At 72.5% G+C, this 15,168-nt stretch carries 11 protein-coding genes; 8 read left to right on the top strand and 3 right to left on the bottom strand.

Features of this window, described 5'->3' with window-relative positions; all coding sequences use genetic code 11:
- The first annotated feature begins 1 nt into the window (after position 1).
- The 4 genes from N542_RS0120465 to N542_RS0120450 all read left to right on the top strand — a co-directional run bounded on the left by N542_RS0120465 (position 2) and on the right by N542_RS0120450 (position 6,009).
- Positions 2-2,500, top strand: a complete 2,499-nt coding sequence (locus N542_RS0120465; RefSeq protein ID WP_028645522.1) for a DUF4118 domain-containing protein — start codon at positions 2-4, stop codon at positions 2,498-2,500.
- Positions 2,501-2,603: 103 nt separating this feature from the next.
- The gene (locus tag N542_RS0120460) at positions 2,604-3,281 is read left to right on the top strand and encodes a response regulator (RefSeq protein ID WP_028645521.1); all 678 of its coding nucleotides are present in this window, start codon (positions 2,604-2,606) and stop codon (positions 3,279-3,281) included.
- A gap of 30 nt (positions 3,282-3,311) precedes the next feature.
- Positions 3,312-4,787: an ATP-binding protein gene (locus N542_RS0120455; RefSeq protein WP_051552157.1), complete on the top strand. Its 1,476-nt coding sequence runs from the start codon at positions 3,312-3,314 to the stop codon at positions 4,785-4,787.
- A gap of 106 nt (positions 4,788-4,893) precedes the next feature.
- Positions 4,894-6,009, top strand: a complete 1,116-nt coding sequence (locus tag N542_RS0120450) for an NDMA-dependent alcohol dehydrogenase (RefSeq protein WP_028645519.1) — start codon at positions 4,894-4,896, stop codon at positions 6,007-6,009.
- 153 nt (positions 6,010-6,162) lie between these two features.
- Here N542_RS0120450 and N542_RS26855 read toward each other — a convergent pair whose 3' ends face one another.
- Positions 6,163-7,410, bottom strand: coding sequence for an HNH endonuclease signature motif containing protein (locus N542_RS26855; protein ID WP_081795408.1), 1,248 nt, complete (start codon positions 7,408-7,410; stop codon positions 6,163-6,165).
- A gap of 628 nt (positions 7,411-8,038) precedes the next feature.
- A complete protein-coding gene (locus N542_RS0120440) occupies positions 8,039-8,446 on the bottom strand; it encodes a universal stress protein (RefSeq protein ID WP_036509230.1) in 408 nt (135 codons plus the stop codon).
- Positions 8,447-8,492: 46 nt separating this feature from the next.
- Between N542_RS0120440 and N542_RS0120435 the strand changes: the two genes are divergently transcribed.
- Both N542_RS0120435 and N542_RS0120430 read left to right on the top strand, forming a co-directional pair.
- Entirely contained in the window at positions 8,493-9,053 is a 561-nt protein-coding gene (locus N542_RS0120435) for a histidine phosphatase family protein (RefSeq protein ID WP_028645516.1), read from the top strand.
- 44 nt (positions 9,054-9,097) lie between these two features.
- A complete protein-coding gene (locus tag N542_RS0120430) occupies positions 9,098-10,117 on the top strand; it encodes an LLM class flavin-dependent oxidoreductase (RefSeq protein ID WP_028645515.1) in 1,020 nt (339 codons plus the stop codon).
- Positions 10,118-10,328: 211 nt separating this feature from the next.
- Here the strand turns inward: N542_RS0120430 and N542_RS0120425 are convergent, their stop codons facing one another.
- Positions 10,329-11,690, bottom strand: coding sequence for a helix-turn-helix domain-containing protein (locus N542_RS0120425; protein ID WP_028645514.1), 1,362 nt, complete (start codon positions 11,688-11,690; stop codon positions 10,329-10,331).
- 103 nt (positions 11,691-11,793) lie between these two features.
- Between N542_RS0120425 and N542_RS0120420 the strand changes: the two genes are divergently transcribed.
- A complete protein-coding gene (locus tag N542_RS0120420; protein ID WP_028645513.1) occupies positions 11,794-13,947 on the top strand; it encodes a transketolase C-terminal domain-containing protein in 2,154 nt (717 codons plus the stop codon).
- The gene (locus N542_RS0120415) at positions 13,940-15,091 is read left to right on the top strand and encodes an NAD(P)/FAD-dependent oxidoreductase (RefSeq protein ID WP_028645512.1); all 1,152 of its coding nucleotides are present in this window, start codon (positions 13,940-13,942) and stop codon (positions 15,089-15,091) included. Before N542_RS0120420 ends, N542_RS0120415 begins: the two co-directional genes overlap by 8 nt.
- Positions 15,092-15,168 lie beyond the last annotated feature (77 nt).

Genomic DNA, 15,168 nt, shown 5'->3' with positions numbered 1-15,168 from the left:
CATGGAGGCCGAGCCACGACCGGAGCGCCGCGGGCGGCTGACGGTCTATCTCGGTGCCGCACCCGGCGTCGGCAAGACCTACGCGATGCTGTCCGAGGCGCGGCGGCGGTGCGAGCGCGGCACCGACGTGGTCGTGGGGTACGTCGAGACGCACGGTCGCCAGCTGACGACGGGCATGGTCGACGGGCTCGAGGTCGTGCCACGGGTGGAGGTCTCCTACCGGGGTACGACGTTCACCGAGATGGACACCGAGGCCGTGCTCGCCCGGCGGCCGGCCGTCGTGTGCGTCGACGAGCTCGCCCACACCAACGTCCCGGGCAGCGTGACCCAGAAGCGGGCCGAGGACGTCGAGCGGCTCCGGGCCGCCGGCATCGACGTCATCACCACCGTCAACATCCAGCACCTGGAGTCCCTCAACGACGAGGTCGAGCGGATCACCGGGGTCCGGCAGCGCGAGACCGTGCCGGACGAGGTGGTCCGCACCGCCGACCAGATCCAGCTCGTCGACATGTCGCCGGACGCGTTGCGCCGCCGGATGGCCCACGGCAACATCTACCGGCCCGAGCAGATCGACGCGTCACTCACGTCGTACTTCCGCGTCGGCAACCTGACCGCGCTGCGCGAGCTCGCCCTGCTGTGGCTGGCCGACCGGGTCGACGACGCGCTGGGGGACTACCGGCGCGCTCACCGGATCGAGGCGCCGTGGCCGGCCAAGGAGCGCATCGTCGTCGCCGTCACGGGCGGTCCCGAGAGCGAGACCCTCCTGCGGCGCGGAGCGAGGCTCGCCCAGCGCGCGTCCGGCTCGGAGCTCCTCGCCGTGCACGTCATCGCGAACGACGGCCTGGCGAACCCCGACGAGAGCCGGATCGCGCGGGCCCAGCAGCTGGTCGCGTCGCTCGGCGGCACCTTCCACTCCGTCGTCGGCGAGGACGTGTCGGCGGCCGTCGTCGACTTCGCGACCGGTGCCAACGCCACGATGGTCGTCGTCGGCGTCTCCCGGCACGGCCGGCTCCGACGTCTCTTCACCGGTACGACGGGGGACCGCATCGCCTCGCTCGCCGGGTCGATCGACGTCCACCTCGTCACGCACGGCGAGGTGGCGCGGGCCGCCCGCACGCGGTGGTACCTCTCGCCCCTCAGTCGCCCGCGCCAGGTGGTCGGGCTCGCGCTGTCGGTGGTGTTGCCCGTGCTGCTGACCGTGGTGCTGCGCACCTCGAGCGACCCCGACCAGCTGCCGGTCGACGTGCTGCTCTTCCTCGCGGTCACCGTGCTGGTCGCACTGGTCGGGGGGATGCTCCCGGCGCTGATCGCGGCGCTGGGCGGGTTCCTGCTGATGAACTGGTTCTTCACCCCGCCCGTGCGCAAGCTGACGATCTCCGAGCCGACCAACCTGGTGGCCCTGCTGGTGTTCGTCGCCGTGGCGATCGGCGTGGCGAGCGTCGTCGACCGGGCGTCACGACGCGCGGCCGACGCCGTACGGGCGCGCACCGAGGCAGCGACGCTCGGTGCCCTGTCGCGCTCGGTGCTCACCGGCCAGGACACCGCCGAGGCGATCGTCGAGCGGCTGCGGGAGGTGTTCGGGCAGCAGTCGGCCGCGCTCCTCGAGCGAGGCCCGGCGGGGTGGGTCGTGGTGGCGAGCAGCGGTGCGGCGCCGCCCGTCGAGCCGGAGGGCGCGGACACGCGGGTGCAGGTCGACGACGACCATGTCATCGCCCTGCGCGGCTCGGCGCTGCGCGCGACCGACCAACGGGTGCTCGAGGGCTTCGCCGTGCAGACCGGACTGGTGCTCGAGTACCGCCGCCTCCGCGAGCGTGAGGAGCGCGCCGCCGCCCTGGAGCGCGCCGAGGCCACCAGCACCTCGGTGCTGCGGGCCGTGTCCCACGACCTGCGTACGCCGCTCGCGACGATGCGCGCGTCGGTCGACGGACTCGTGTCCGACGCCCTGGATCCGGCCGACCGCGCCGAGCTGGTCGCCGCCGTCGACTCCTCGACCGAGCAGCTGGAGCGGCTGATCGACAACCTCCTCGACCTGTCCCGGCTGGAGTCGGGGCTCGTGCACCCGGTGCTGCGCGACCGCAGCCTCGAGGAGATCCTGCCGCTGGCCGTCTCCGGCCAGCCCGTCGGCACGGTCTCGCTCGAGGTCGAGGAGTCCGCGCCGCCGGTGCGCACCGACGCGGGCCTGCTCGAGCGCGTTGTCGCCAACCTGGTCTCCAACGCGGTGCGCGTCTCGGCCGGTACGCCGGTGCGGGTGCTCGCGCACGTGCTGGCGGACACCGTCGAGGTGCTCGTCGTCGACCGCGGCCCCGGCGTACCGGAGGACCGACGCGAGCGGATGTTCGACCCGTTCCAGCGACTCGACGACACCAGCGCGGGCGGTCTGGGTCTCGGGCTCGCCGTGGCGCGTGGGCTCACCGAGGCGGTCGGTGGCACGCTGTCCGCCGAGGACACTCCCGGCGGAGGGCTGACCATGGTGCTGTCGATCCCGCGGGCCGACGCGTGAGCGGGCGGCTCCGGACCCCGTGCGGCGAGCGGTGGGTCATCCACCGTCTCCCGACGGCAGTCGGTGGATCGTCCACCGCCGCGCGGCAGCTGCGGAGGGCGGCATGAGCAAGGTCCTGGTCGTCGACGACGAGCCGGCGCTGGCCCGCGCGCTCGCGATCAACCTGCGCGCGCACGGCTGGGAGGTCGTGACCGCCGCGGACGGGCGGTCCGCGCTCGACGCCGCCGCGACCGAGCACCCCGACGTCGTGCTCCTCGACCTCGGACTGCCCGACCTCGACGGCACCGAGGTCCTGGCCGGCCTGCGCGGCTGGTCGACCGTGCCGATCGTCGTGCTCTCGGCGCGCCAGCACGGTGAGGACAAGGTCGAGGCGCTCGACCTGGGCGCCGACGACTACGTCACCAAGCCGTTCGCGATGAACGAGCTGCTCGCCCGCCTGCGCGCCGCCGTACGACGCTCCCGGGACTCATCGCCCACCACGTCGGTGGTCGAGGTGGGCTCCCTGCTCATCGACCTGGCCAGGAAGCGCGTCTCGCGCGACGGGCTCGACGTCCGCCTGACGCCCACGGAGTGGTCGTTCCTGGAGCTGCTGGCCCGCAACCTCGGCCGGCTCGTCACCCGTGAGCAGATCCTGCGGGAGGTGTGGGGTCCGACGTACGAGCACGAGACCAACTACCTGCGCGTGTACGCCGCCCAGCTGCGCCGCAAGCTCGAGGCCGACCCGGCCCACCCCGTGCACCTCGTCACCAGCGCCGGCCTCGGCTACACGCTGGAGCCGTAGTCCCAGATCCGTCCGCCCAAGGAGAAGTCGATGGTCGAAGTGCCGCTCGCACCGGATGCCCGGACCCGCCGAGACCTGGAGGAGGCCGTGCCCAGCGTGGCCTCGTCGTTGGACGGCCGGCGCTTCTCCTTCCGTACGGCGCTGCCGGGTCTGACGCTGATGCCCGGCGACTACCTGCGCATCGGCGCCGATCGCCTCGGTCACGTGCACTCGATCGAGGTGGCCGCCCACGGCCCGGTGTCGCTGGCTCAGGGGCACGGTGTCCTGCTCGACGGCCTGGACGTGCCCTTCCACGAGGAGGTCTTCGTCGCTGCCAGCGCGGACCTCGTCGTCGACTGGGTGGAGCGCACGCGGCCGGCCCGGGCGACCCTCGACGTCGGCACGTTGTCCCGGGTGCCGGCGGTGCGCTTTCCCCTGGATGCCGGTGGGTTCGACCGGCACACCTTCTTCTGCGGCCAGTCGGGCTCCGGCAAGACCTACGCACTCGGCACGGTCCTCGAGCGGCTGCTGACGGAGACGTCGTTGCGGATCGTGGTGCTCGACCCCAACTCCGACTTCGTCCGGCTCGGCGAGGTCCGCGACGACGTCCCGCCCGATGTGGCCCAGGCCTACCGTGCGGCGGCTGCGGAGATCGCGGTACGCCGGGCCGGCGACGTCGGCGCGGACCCCGACGCCGACGGCTCCGACGGCGACCGCCTGCACGTCAACTTCCGGAACTGCTCCGCGGACGAGCAGGCGGCCATCCTCAAGCTCGACCCGATCCGGGACCGGGAGGAGTACGGCGCCCTGGCCGACCTGGTCGACAGCGACACCCTGGAGGCGGCTGGAGGTGGTGTCGCCGAGCTGCGCGGGTTGCTCGCCGCCGCTGCCAGGCCCGAGACCCGGTCGCTGGGCACCCGGTTGCGCAACCTCGGCATCGACCGCTGGCAGGTCTGGTCGCAGGGTGAGGCCGGATCGGTGCAAGAGCTCGTGGCCCCGGGCGGCCCGCGGTGCGTCGTCGTGGACCTCGGGTCGCTGGGCACCCCGGGCGAGCAGGCCGTGGCGGCCGAGGCCGTGCTGGCAGCGCTGTGGCGCCGCCGCTCCGAGCGCGAGCCTGTGCTGATCGTCATCGACGAGGCCCACAACGTCTGCCCACGCGTGCCGGGCGACGCGGTGACGGCCATGGCCTCGGAGCTCACGGCGCGGATCGCCGCGGAGGGCCGCAAGTTCGGTCTCTACCTCCTGGTCTCCACGCAGCGGCCGCAGCGGGTCAACGAGCTGGTGGTCTCGCAGTGCGACAACCTCGTGCTGATGCGGATGAACGCCGCCGCCGACCTCGCCTACCTGGCCGACACCCTGTCCTTCGCCCCGGAGCCGCTGCTGTCGCGGGCGACGGACTTCCGCCAGGGCGAGGCGCTGGTCGCCGGCAAGATCGCGTCGCACGCGACGTTCGCCCGGTTCGGTCCGAGGATCGCCCAGGAGGGCGGCTCCGACGTACCCACGGCCTGGGCCGGCACGGGCCGCTGAGCCACGCCTCAGCCCGACCAACCGGCCGCCAACCAACCGGTCGCCAACGGGCGCGGCGCAGGATCGACGTGTGACGCCGGTCACCCCGTCGAGTCCAGGAGGAACGATGCACACACGAGGCGCAGTCATCAAGGAAGCACCGGGCACGTACCAGGTCGTCGACCTCGAGGTCGAGGACCCACGGCAGGGCGAGATCCAGGTCGAGATGACGGCGTCCGGACTGTGCCACTCCGACGACCACATCGCGACCGGCGACATCCCCGTGGGGATGTACCCCTTCTGCGGCGGTCACGAGGGCGCCGGCGTGGTGAGCGCGGTCGGACCCCACACGCAGGGGTGGAAGGAGGGCGACCACGTCGTCTTCTCGTTCCTGCCGTCGTGCGGTCAGTGCACCTGGTGCTCGCGCGGGATGCAGAACCTGTGCGACCTGGGTGCGACCCTCCTGATGGGCTCCCGGTGGGACGACCCGACCAGCTTCCGGCTCTCGTACGAGGGCCAGCCGGTCGGCCAGATGTGCGGCATCTCGACCTTCGCTCAGGTCACGACCGTGGCGGTGGACTCGGCGGTGAAGGTGTCGAAGGACATCCCGCTCGACAAGGCCTGCCTGGTCGGCTGCGGCGTCGGCACCGGCTGGGGATCGGCGATCAACTCCGCCGACGTACGCCCCGGTGACGTCGTCGTCGTGATGGGCGTCGGCGGGATCGGCATCAACGCGGTGCAGGGCGCCGCGCACGCCGGAGCCTCCCTGGTCATCGCCGTCGACCCGGTCGAGTTCAAGCGGACCAAGGCCCTCGAGCTCGGCGCCACCCACGCCGTCGCGACGATGGAGGAGGCCACCGAGCTCGCCCAGTCGGTCACCAACGGCCAGGGCGCGGACTCCGCGATCGTCACCGTCGGCGTCATCACCGGTGACCACCTGGGCCAAGCGATGGCCTCGATCCGCAAGGCCGGCACCGTCGTCGTCACGGGCCTCGGCGACGTCCAGGCCGTCGGCGCACCGATCTCGCTGGCCGACATCACGCTCTTCCAGAAGCGGATCCAGGGCTCGCTCTTCGGCGCCTCCAACCCGAAGACCGACATCCCGAAGCTGCTCCGCCTCTACCAGGAGGGCAGCCTCAAGCTGGACGAGTTGGTCACGCGCACCTACAAGCTCGACGAGATCGCGCAGGGCTACGAGGACATGCACGCCGGCACCAACCTGCGTGGGGTGATCGTCTACTGACGGGGCCGTCGCAGGAGCGGCCGGTCCAGGTGGTCGAGGAGGCGCGCCAGCGCCGTCTCGGCACCCCGCATCGCCGGTGGTTGAGGAGGCGCGCCAGCGCCGTCTCGAAACCCCCGCAGCGCAGGCAGGGCAACGTGTGCAGATCCGGATGGCCTATTGGCGTCGGGTGAAGGTGACCTTGCCGCTGTGGTGCTTTGCCATTTCGTACGCCGGGTCGTGGGCTCGGGCGTGGTGTCTCGGGCAGAGGAGCCCGGCGTTGTCGAGGTCGGAAGGTCCGCCGTCGGTCCATCTGGTCCAGTGGTGGGCGTGGCACATCCACGGTGGCCAGTCGCATCCTTCGGCGACACAGCCGCCGTCCCTGATGGACATGGCGGTGAGTTGGGCCTTGGTGAAGAACCTGTGTGCCCTGCCGACGTCGAGGACCTGCGAGTCGGCGCTGAGGACGACGGGGATGATCTTCGCGGTGCAGGCAAGCCTTCTGGCGGCGGATGCGCTGATGCGTTCGCCGGTGTCGAGGACCCCGGCCTTGTGCAGGCGTCCGAGGAGGGTGTCGTGGTCGATCGTGACCACGATCGTCGCGTCCCGCCCTCCGACCTGCGGGAGGTCCTTCGCGCTGATGCGGTCGATGAGCTCGGCGAACGCTCTGCCCATCCGCTCCGGACCGGGGCGTCGTTCGACACCTGCCCCTTCCTTGGCTGCGAGGTGCTTGGGGGCGGCGAGTGCGAAGAGCATCTTCTTCAGCTCTGCTGCCTGGAGGGCGGGCAACGTGAACCGTCCGTGGACCTTGCCGTGGCCGTCGTCGCTCATCGTGAGCCGGCACGCTTGGGCTGCTTTGGCTTCTTCACGTTCGAGGAGGTCGGACTCGTGCCGGTCGGCGAGGTCGGGTGCAATGACCTCGAGGAGCCGGCGCCCCAGGATGGTGAGGCGCTTCGCGTCGTGCTCCTCCGCGGCTGTGACCAAATGCTCCTCGGCCTTGATCAGCAGCTCCGGATCCAGACCATCCGGGAGCGCCGTGATCGACCGGATGATCACGTCTGCCTGCTCCAGGCGCAGGTCCCCGTGGGCGAGCGCTGATCGGACCCGGTCGTAGATCGCGAGGTCGTAGCCGCGGCGCACGGTCCGGTAGGCCGCCGACCTGGTCTCGCGGGTCTGGTGGGCCAGCCAGTTCGACGTACTGGTCGCACCGGTCTCGGTGCCGACCTGGACCTCGTCGGCATGCGCAGCGACGCGAGCCTTGAGCTCGATGACGCGGGCTTCGAGCCGGGTGATGTCGATGAGCGCAGTGGCCGTCTCGTGGGTGTCCATGGACCACATCGCGGCGTCGACAACCTGGTCGAGATCATGGTGGGCGTGCGCGATCGCCTTGGACACCTGGTGTCGTGGGGTGGCGATCGTGGTCATGGTTCTAGCCAAGCACTGACCACCGACAGTGAAAGGCTCAGAACCCCTGTTTTCACAGGGTTATGGGTCACGAAGAGGTCACGATCAGTGGGGTCCATCCACACCTGGATCGACGGCCTGTGGAGGGGCATCCATCTGCGTTCGAACGACGCGAAAGACGTGTCTCTGGCGTGGTGGCTTCGAGGCTCGGCGCTGGCGCGCCTCGCACCTCAACCACCGGGAAGCCGGCACGCGGCCGCAACCACTGCGCGCCGTACCCGCGTAGTCAGCCTGTCGACGAACGAGCCCAGCCGACCCGAAGGCTGAGCTCATCGCCCTGCCTTCGCTGCGGGGGTTTCGAGGCTCGGCGCTAGCGCGCCTCGCACCTCAACCACCGGTAGGCCTGCCGGCGGGCGCGAGCCCGTGTGTGCGCCGTACCCGCGTATCTGCCGACCCGAAGGTCACGCTCATTGCCCTGCCTTCGCTGCCGGGGTTTCGAGGCTCGGGCCTGGCGGCCCTCGCACCTCAACCACCGGGACGACGTACCGCGTCACCTCAACCCCGGGACGTACCGCCCCTTGCGGGTTTCGAGGCTCGGCGCTGGCGCGCCTCGCACCTCAACCCCCGGGGCAGGGGCGAGCGACAGAGATCAGTCGGGGCGCTTGACGGCGACGACGGGGCAGGCGGCGTCGAGAATGACCTGCTGGGAGCTGCTGCCCAGGAAGAGCTTGCCGACGGGGGAGCGCTTGCGCAGGCCGATCACGATCAGGTCGGCGCTGACGTCGGTGGCCGCCTGGAGGATCTCCTCCGCGGGGGAGATCGCCTGAGTGGCCTGGCGGATCTCGTGCTCGATGCCGAGCCCGGTCAGTCGGTCCGCGAGGGCGTCCAGGTCGGTGGCGGAAGCGAACGAGGGGTCCGAGTCGTAGCCGCGGACCCCCGAGTTCACGATCACGAGACGGGCCTGGCCGCGTTGGGCCTCGTCGACGGCGTACTCGACGGCGGCGAGACCTTCGGGAGTCGGGACGTAGCCGACGACGATCGTGGCGGGAGCGCTCATGGACACAGCCTGCCACCAATGAACCCCCGCACGCTTGAATGGACGCGTGAACGAGCTCTGGACCGTCCGGCACGGCAAGACCGAGTGGAGCAGCGCGGGCAAGCACACCTCCACGACCGACGTCCCGTTGCTGCCCGAGGGGGAGGAGGTCGCGCGGGGGCTGCGCGAGCGCCTGGCCGGGGTGGACTTCGCCCAGGTCCTGACGAGTCCCCGCCTCCGCGCCCGGCGTACGGCGGAGCTCGCGGGCTTCGACGCCGCCGAGCCCGACGAGGACCTCGCCGAGTGGGACTACGGCGACTACGAGGGGATCACGACCGACGAGATCCGGGTCCACGACCCGGGCTGGGCGATCTGGACCCACCCCACGCCCGGCGGCGAGACCGCCGAGCAGGTGTGCGAGCGGCTCGACCGCGTGGTGGAGCGGGTCCGCTCGACCGAGGGCCGGACGCTGGTCTTCGGGCACGGTCACTCCCTCCGCGCCCTGGCGGCGCGCTGGATCGACCGCCCGGTGGAGGCCGGCCAGTGGTTCAAGCTCGACACCGCGACCCTCTCGGTGCTCGGCTACGAGCACGAGCACCCGGTGATCCAGACCTGGAACGCGCCCTGATCCGACGCCGGGAAGATTGAGAATTCAATCTGTGTTGGGAGAGCATGAAGAAGATCGGGTTCCTGTCCTTCGGGCACTGGACGGAGTCGCCGCAGTCGGCGACCCGCTCCGCCTCCGACGCGCTGCTCCAGTCGATCGACCTCGCGGTCGCGGCCGAGGAGGTGGGCGCCGACGGCGCCTACTTCCGGGTGCACCACTTCGCCCGCCAGCTCGCCTCGCCGTACCCGCTCCTCGCGGCCGTCGGGGCCCGCACCAGCCGGATCGAGATCGGCACCGGCATCGTCGACATGCGCTACGAGAACCCGCTCTACATGGCGGAGGACGCGGGCTCGGCCGACCTCATCTCGGGCGGCCGGCTCCAGCTCGGCATCAGCCGGGGGTCACCGGAGCAGGTCATCGACGGCTACCGCTACTTCGGCTACGTGCCCGCCGAGGGCGCGGACCACGCCGACATGGCCCGTGACCACACCCGGGTCTTCCTCGACGTGATCGAGGGCGAGGGCTTCGCGCAGCCCAACCCGCGCCCGATGTTTCCCAACCCGCCCGGCCTGCTGCGGATCGAGCCGCACTCGCCCGGGCTCCGGGACCGCATCTGGTGGGGCGCCGGGTCGCGCGCGACCGCCGAGTGGACGGCGCAGCAGGGCATGAACCTGATGAGCTCGACGCTGCTGACCGAGGACACCGGTGTGCCGTTCCACCAGCTCCAGGCCGAGCAGATCCAGCGCTTCCGCGACGCCTGGACGGCGGCCGGGCACGAGCGTGAGCCGCGGGTCTCGGTGAGCCGCAGCATCTTCCCGATCGTCAACGACCTCGACCGTGCCTACTTCGGCCACGAGTCGCGCAGTCAGGACCAGGTGGGCCACATCGACGGCGGGCTGGCGCGGTTCGGCAAGTCGTACGCCGGGGAGGTCGACCAGCTGGTCAAGGAGCTGGCCGAGGACGAGGCGATCGCGGCCGCCGACACGCTGCTGCTCACGGTCCCCAACCAGCTCGGCGTGGACTACAACGCCCACGTGCTCGAGAGCATCGTGCAGCTCGTCGCCCCGGCGCTCGGCTGGCGCTAGTCGACGCGGCCACCGAGCCGACCGTCGACCCGGCCGCCCAGCCTGGCCATCGACCCCGACCGTCTCCCCCACAGGACGGCCGGAGTCGATGGCTCCCCGGTGGACCGTGCACCCCCGAGTAGCACGCGGATCCGTGTCCGGCCCATGCACGGTGGCGTCATGATGTCACACGGTGTGACCGGATGTGACAGGACGCCGACAAGCGGTCCGATCAGGTGGCGGACGCCGGCGCCGCGCGCCGCGTGGCCGAGGCGACCATGCCGGTCGCGGCGGCAGAGCGGCGGTAGGCGTCGAGAGCCGCGGTCACGTCGCCGACGGTCTCGAGGAGGCCGGCCAGCTCGAACCAGAGCTGCGCGGCGGACCGGTCGGCGCCCACCGCGCTGAGCAGCAGCACGGCCTCCTGGAAGTGGGTGCGCGCCGCGTCCACGGCGCCGTCGTGCACGGCGATCTGCCCGAGCAGGGCCAGGGCGTCCGCCGCCACCAGGGGCACGGTCGAGCGCACCGACTCGACGGTCTCGGTCGCCCGCTGGCGGGCGACCTCCGTCTCTCCGAGCAGGAACCGGGCCCGGGCCTGCGCCAGCCGGTTGTCGGCCAGGTCGGCCGGCGCGGCGCTGGTGAGCGCGAGCTCGTCCGCCGCCCTGGTGAGCACCTCCAGCGCCTCCGTGGGCTGCGGCGGGTCGACCAGCAGGTGCTGGATGCCCAGCTGGGTGCGCAGCCGGGCGACGTTGCGGGCGTCCTGGCTCGCCTCGATCACGGCGAGCGCCCGTTGCGTCAGCGGCAGCGCGGCTGCGGCGTTGCCGCGCCTGGACTCCATCGCCGAGCTGTTCCAGTAGGCCATCGCCTTGGCGACGGGGGAGTCGATGGCGTCCGCGCGGTCGACCGCGCGCTGGCACAGGCGTACGGCGTAGTCCGCGTCGCCCTGCTCGAAGTACGCGGCCGCCACCGTCAGGCTCAGCCGGATCGACTCGTCGAGCCCCTCGAGGCCCAGCTCCTCGATGCGTCGCGCGGCCTGGTTGCCGATCTCGATCGCCCGCCCCAGCTCGCCGGAGTCGCGGTAGCACCGGCACAGCGACGTGAGGCCGTCGATCCACGCGAGGTCGCCGCGCTCGTCGGCGGCGAGGTCCTCGAGCAGGAGGATCGCCGCCTGCACGTCGCCGGTGGCCTCCAGGGCGCCCGCGCGGACGTACGACGCGCTGCGGCGCAGCTCGGTCAGCGTGGCGACGTCGGGGTCGGCGAGCAGCAGCTCCGCCGACGCGAGCGCCTCGGCGGCCGAACCGGTCACGAGGGCCAGCTCGGCGCGGTCGAGCGCCACGTGCAGCTCGGTCACCCGGTCGGGGGACACCCCGACCAGCAGCTCCTCGACGTCGACGCCGAGGCGGGCCGCCATCGACTCGAGCAGGTCGGGATCGGGCCGGCGCTGGCCGCTCTCGATGCGGGAGACGTAGCCCACCGACATCGCGGTCCCGGCCACGTCGGCCTGCGTGATCCCGGCGCGCAGGCGGGCGCTGCGGAGCCGGGCACCCAGGACGACGACGTCGACCGTCCGGGTCAGCTCGACCAGCTCCGCACGCATGGCTGCATTGTGGCCGACCACCACGATCCGTGTCAGATCGTGTCGCGACGCCGCGATCGCCCCCGCGGTGGAAGAGTGAGCGGGGTCGGACCGAGGAGGACGCATGGCGGAGGCGATCGACGAGCACTTCGTCGCGTCCGTGCGCGCGCTCACCCCCGGCACCGCGGCGGCGGACGTCGACCCCGCGCGCGTGCTGGCCCTCTTCGATGCCCAGCTGCAGAGCCGTCACCTCGACCTCGCCGCGCGCTGGCTGCAGGCACAGGGGGAGGGCTTCTACACGATCGGCTCGGCCGGCCACGAGGCCAACGCCGCGCTCGGCCTGCTGACCCGCGTCGACGACCCCGCGCTGCTGCACTACCGCTCGGGCGGCTTCTACGCCGCCCGCGCGGCTCGCAACGCGGCCGAGCGCCCGGACGCCGCGACCACCCCCGTCCGCGACGTGCTCCTCGGCCTGGGCGCCGCGGCCGCCGACCCGATCTCGGGCGGCCGGCACAAGGTCTTCGGGCACCCGGCGCTGCACATCGTCCCGCAGACCTCGACCATCGCCTCGCACCTGCCCCGGGCCGTCGGGCTGGCCTTCACGCTCGGCAACCTCGCCGACCTCGCGCCCGCGCGCCGGTGGCCCGCCGACGCCGTCGTGGTGACGAGCCTCGGCGACGCCTCGGTCAACCACTCGACCGCTCAGGGCGCGCTCAACGCGGCGTCGTACCTCGCCCATCGTGGCCTCGACCTGCCCCTGCTGGTCGCCGTCGAGGACAACGGGCTCGGCATCAGCACGCGAACGCCGCCCGGCTGGCTCGAGGCGACGCTGCGGCGCTTCCCCGGGATCGAGTACGTCGAGGCCGCGTCGGCGCGGCCCGACCGGCTGCTCGCCGACGTCGGTGCCGCCGTCGACCACGTCCGCCACCGCCGACGCCCGGTGCTGCTCCACCTCCGGACCGTGCGGTTCCTCGGTCATGCCGGGTCCGACGTCGAGCTCGGCTACCGGACCAGCACCGAGATCGCCCGCGACCACGAGCGCGACCCGCTGCTCGCGACCGCGGCGTACCTCGTCGAGACCGGCACCTGCACGCCCGACGACGTCGCCGACCGCTACGAGCGCACCCGCGTCGCGGTGATGCACGAGGCGAGGTCGGTGATCGGCGAGCGACGGCTCGTCTCCCGCGGCGAGGTCGTCCGGCCCATCGACCGCCCCGAGCCGCGCCCGGCGCCATCGCGGCGACCGGCCTCGGCGGCGCCGGTCGGGCCGCTGAGCCTGGCCCAGTCCATCAACGCGACCCTGGCCGAGCTCCTGGAGGAGCGACCGCACGCGATCGTGCTCGGCGAGGACGTCGGCGCCAAGGGCGGGGTGTACGGCGTGACGCGCGGGCTGCGCAAGCAGCACGGAGGTCGACGGGTCATCGACACGCTGCTCGACGAGCAGACCATCCTCGGGACCGCACTCGGAGCGGCGCTGGCCGGGCTGCTGCCGATCCCCGAGATCCAGTACCTCGCCTACCTCCACAACGCCGAGGACCAGCTGCGCGGCGAGGCGGCGTCGCTGGCCTTCTTCTCCGACGGGCACTACCGCAACCCGATGGTCGTGCGGATCCCGGGCCTCAGCTACCAGAAGGGCTTCGGCGGCCACTTCCACAACGACAACTCGCTCGCCGTGCTGCGCGACATCCCCGGCCTGGTGCTCTGCGTGCCCAGCCACCCCGCCGACGCCCGGCCGCTGATCCGCGAGTGCGCCGAGCTCGCCGAGCTCGAGGGACGGGTGTGCGTCGTCGTCGAGCCGATCGCGCTCTACCACTCGCGCGACCTGCACGCGCCCGGTGACGAGCTCTGGACCGCGGAGCACACACAGACCCGCTCGCCGCGCGGACCGCGGGCACACGGCGACGGCGAGGACCTGCTCGTGGTCACCTTCGGCAACGGCGTCCCGATGTCGCTGCGGGCCTGCCGATCGCTCGAGGCCGACGGCGTCCGCGCCACCGTGCTGGACCTGCGCTGGCTCGCCCCGCTGCCGGTCGACGAGCTCGCGGCGTACGCCGCCGGCTTCGACCGGGTCCTCGTGGTCGACGAGACCCGGCGCTCGGGGGGCGTGGGCGAGGGGATCGTCAGCGCGCTGCTCGAGCGGGGGTACGACGGCCGCCTCGCCCGGGTGGCGAGCGCCGACTCCTACGTGCCGCTCGGTCCGGCGTCGCGGACGGTGCTAGTGACCGAGGACGAGATCGCCGAGGCGGCTCGGGTGCTGTGCGGGGTCGGCAGTGGCTGAGCTCCCGACCAGCGCCTCGGTCGTCATCATCGGCGGCGGCGTGATGGGCCTGAGCACGGCGTACCACCTGGCTCGCGCGGGCGTCGCCGACGTGGTGCTGGTCGAGCGCGACACCCTCGGCTCGGGCTCGACCTGCAAGGCGGCCGGTGGGGTGCGGGCGCAGTTCTCCGACCCGGTCAACATCCTGCTCGGCCAGCGCAGCCTGCGCGCGTACGAGCGGTTCGCCGTCGAGCTCGGCCAGGAGCTCGACCTGCAGCGGTCGGGCTACCTCTTCCTGCTCGACGATCCCGACCACGTGGCGGCGTTCGAGGACAACGTCGCGCTGCAGACCTCCCTCGGCGTGCCGAGCCGGATGATCTCGCCCGCGGAGGCCAAGGCACTCTCGCCGATGGTCGAGCTCGACGGGATCCTGGCCGCCGCCTGGTCGCCCGAGGACGGGCACTGCACGCCCGAGTCCGTCGTCCTGGGGTACGCCGGAGGTGCCCGACGAGCCGGCGCGCGGATCGTCCAGCACTGCGCGGTCACCGGGATCGACGTGGTCGACGGGCAGGTGCGCGGGGTGCTCACCGAGGCCGGGCCCATCGCCACCGACACGGTCGTCTGCGCCGCGGGCGCCTGGTCGCGCGCGGTCGGCGAGATGGTCGGCGTCGAGCTCCCGGTCGAGCCGGTCCGCCGGCAGATCCTGACCACCGAGCCGATGCCGGGCCTGGACCCCGCGACGCCGTTCACGATCGACTTCGCGACGAGCCTCTACTTCCACCTCGAGGGCCCGGGGCTGCTGCTGGGCATGTCGGACCCCGACGAGCGGCCCGGCTTCGAGCTCGGGCGCACCGACGCCTGGCTGCCGCGGCTCGGTGAGGCCATCGAGCGACGGGTGCCCGCCCTGGCTGACGTGGGCATCGCCTCCGGCTGGGCCGGGCTGTACGAGATGACGCCCGACCACAACGCGCTCGTGGGGGAGGCCGACGGGGTCTCGCGGTTCCTCTACGCCACCGGCTTCTCCGGCCACGGCTTCCTGATGGGCCCGGCGATCGGCGAGGTGCTCCGCGACCTGGTGCTCGGTCGCACCCCGCCCGTCGACGTCGCGGGCCTGTCGGTCGACCGCTTCGGCTCCGGCGTGCGGCCCGAGCTCAACATCGTCTGAGGCCCACCGCCGGGTTAGTCCCTGACGCTTCCGGGGTCTGCCGGCCCGCACGACCCCGGAAGCGTCAGGGACTATCC

The sequence above is a fragment of the Nocardioides sp. URHA0020 genome (assembly GCF_000620705.1).
Classification (GTDB): domain Bacteria; phylum Actinomycetota; class Actinomycetes; order Propionibacteriales; family Nocardioidaceae; genus Nocardioides.
Note: the sequence above shows the minus strand (reverse complement) of the source record. Positions and strands in the feature narration are given on the sequence as shown.

Excerpts from the sequence above, each read along its gene's own strand:
- N542_RS0120465 (WP_028645522.1), top strand. The coding sequence starts at position 2 with ATGGAGGCCGAGCCACGACCGGAGCGCCGCGGGCGGCTGACGGTCTAT.
- N542_RS0120460 (WP_028645521.1), top strand. The coding sequence starts at position 2,604 with ATGAGCAAGGTCCTGGTCGTCGACGACGAGCCGGCGCTGGCCCGCGCG.
- N542_RS0120455 (WP_051552157.1), top strand. The coding sequence starts at position 3,312 with ATGGTCGAAGTGCCGCTCGCACCGGATGCCCGGACCCGCCGAGACCTG.
- N542_RS0120450 (WP_028645519.1), top strand. The coding sequence starts at position 4,894 with ATGCACACACGAGGCGCAGTCATCAAGGAAGCACCGGGCACGTACCAG.
- N542_RS26855 (WP_081795408.1), bottom strand. The coding sequence starts at position 7,410 with ATGACCACGATCGCCACCCCACGACACCAGGTGTCCAAGGCGATCGCG.
- N542_RS0120440 (WP_036509230.1), bottom strand. The coding sequence starts at position 8,446 with ATGAGCGCTCCCGCCACGATCGTCGTCGGCTACGTCCCGACTCCCGAA.
- N542_RS0120430 (WP_028645515.1), top strand. The coding sequence starts at position 9,098 with ATGAAGAAGATCGGGTTCCTGTCCTTCGGGCACTGGACGGAGTCGCCG.
- N542_RS0120425 (WP_028645514.1), bottom strand. The coding sequence starts at position 11,690 with ATGCGTGCGGAGCTGGTCGAGCTGACCCGGACGGTCGACGTCGTCGTC.
- N542_RS0120420 (WP_028645513.1), top strand. The coding sequence starts at position 11,794 with ATGGCGGAGGCGATCGACGAGCACTTCGTCGCGTCCGTGCGCGCGCTC.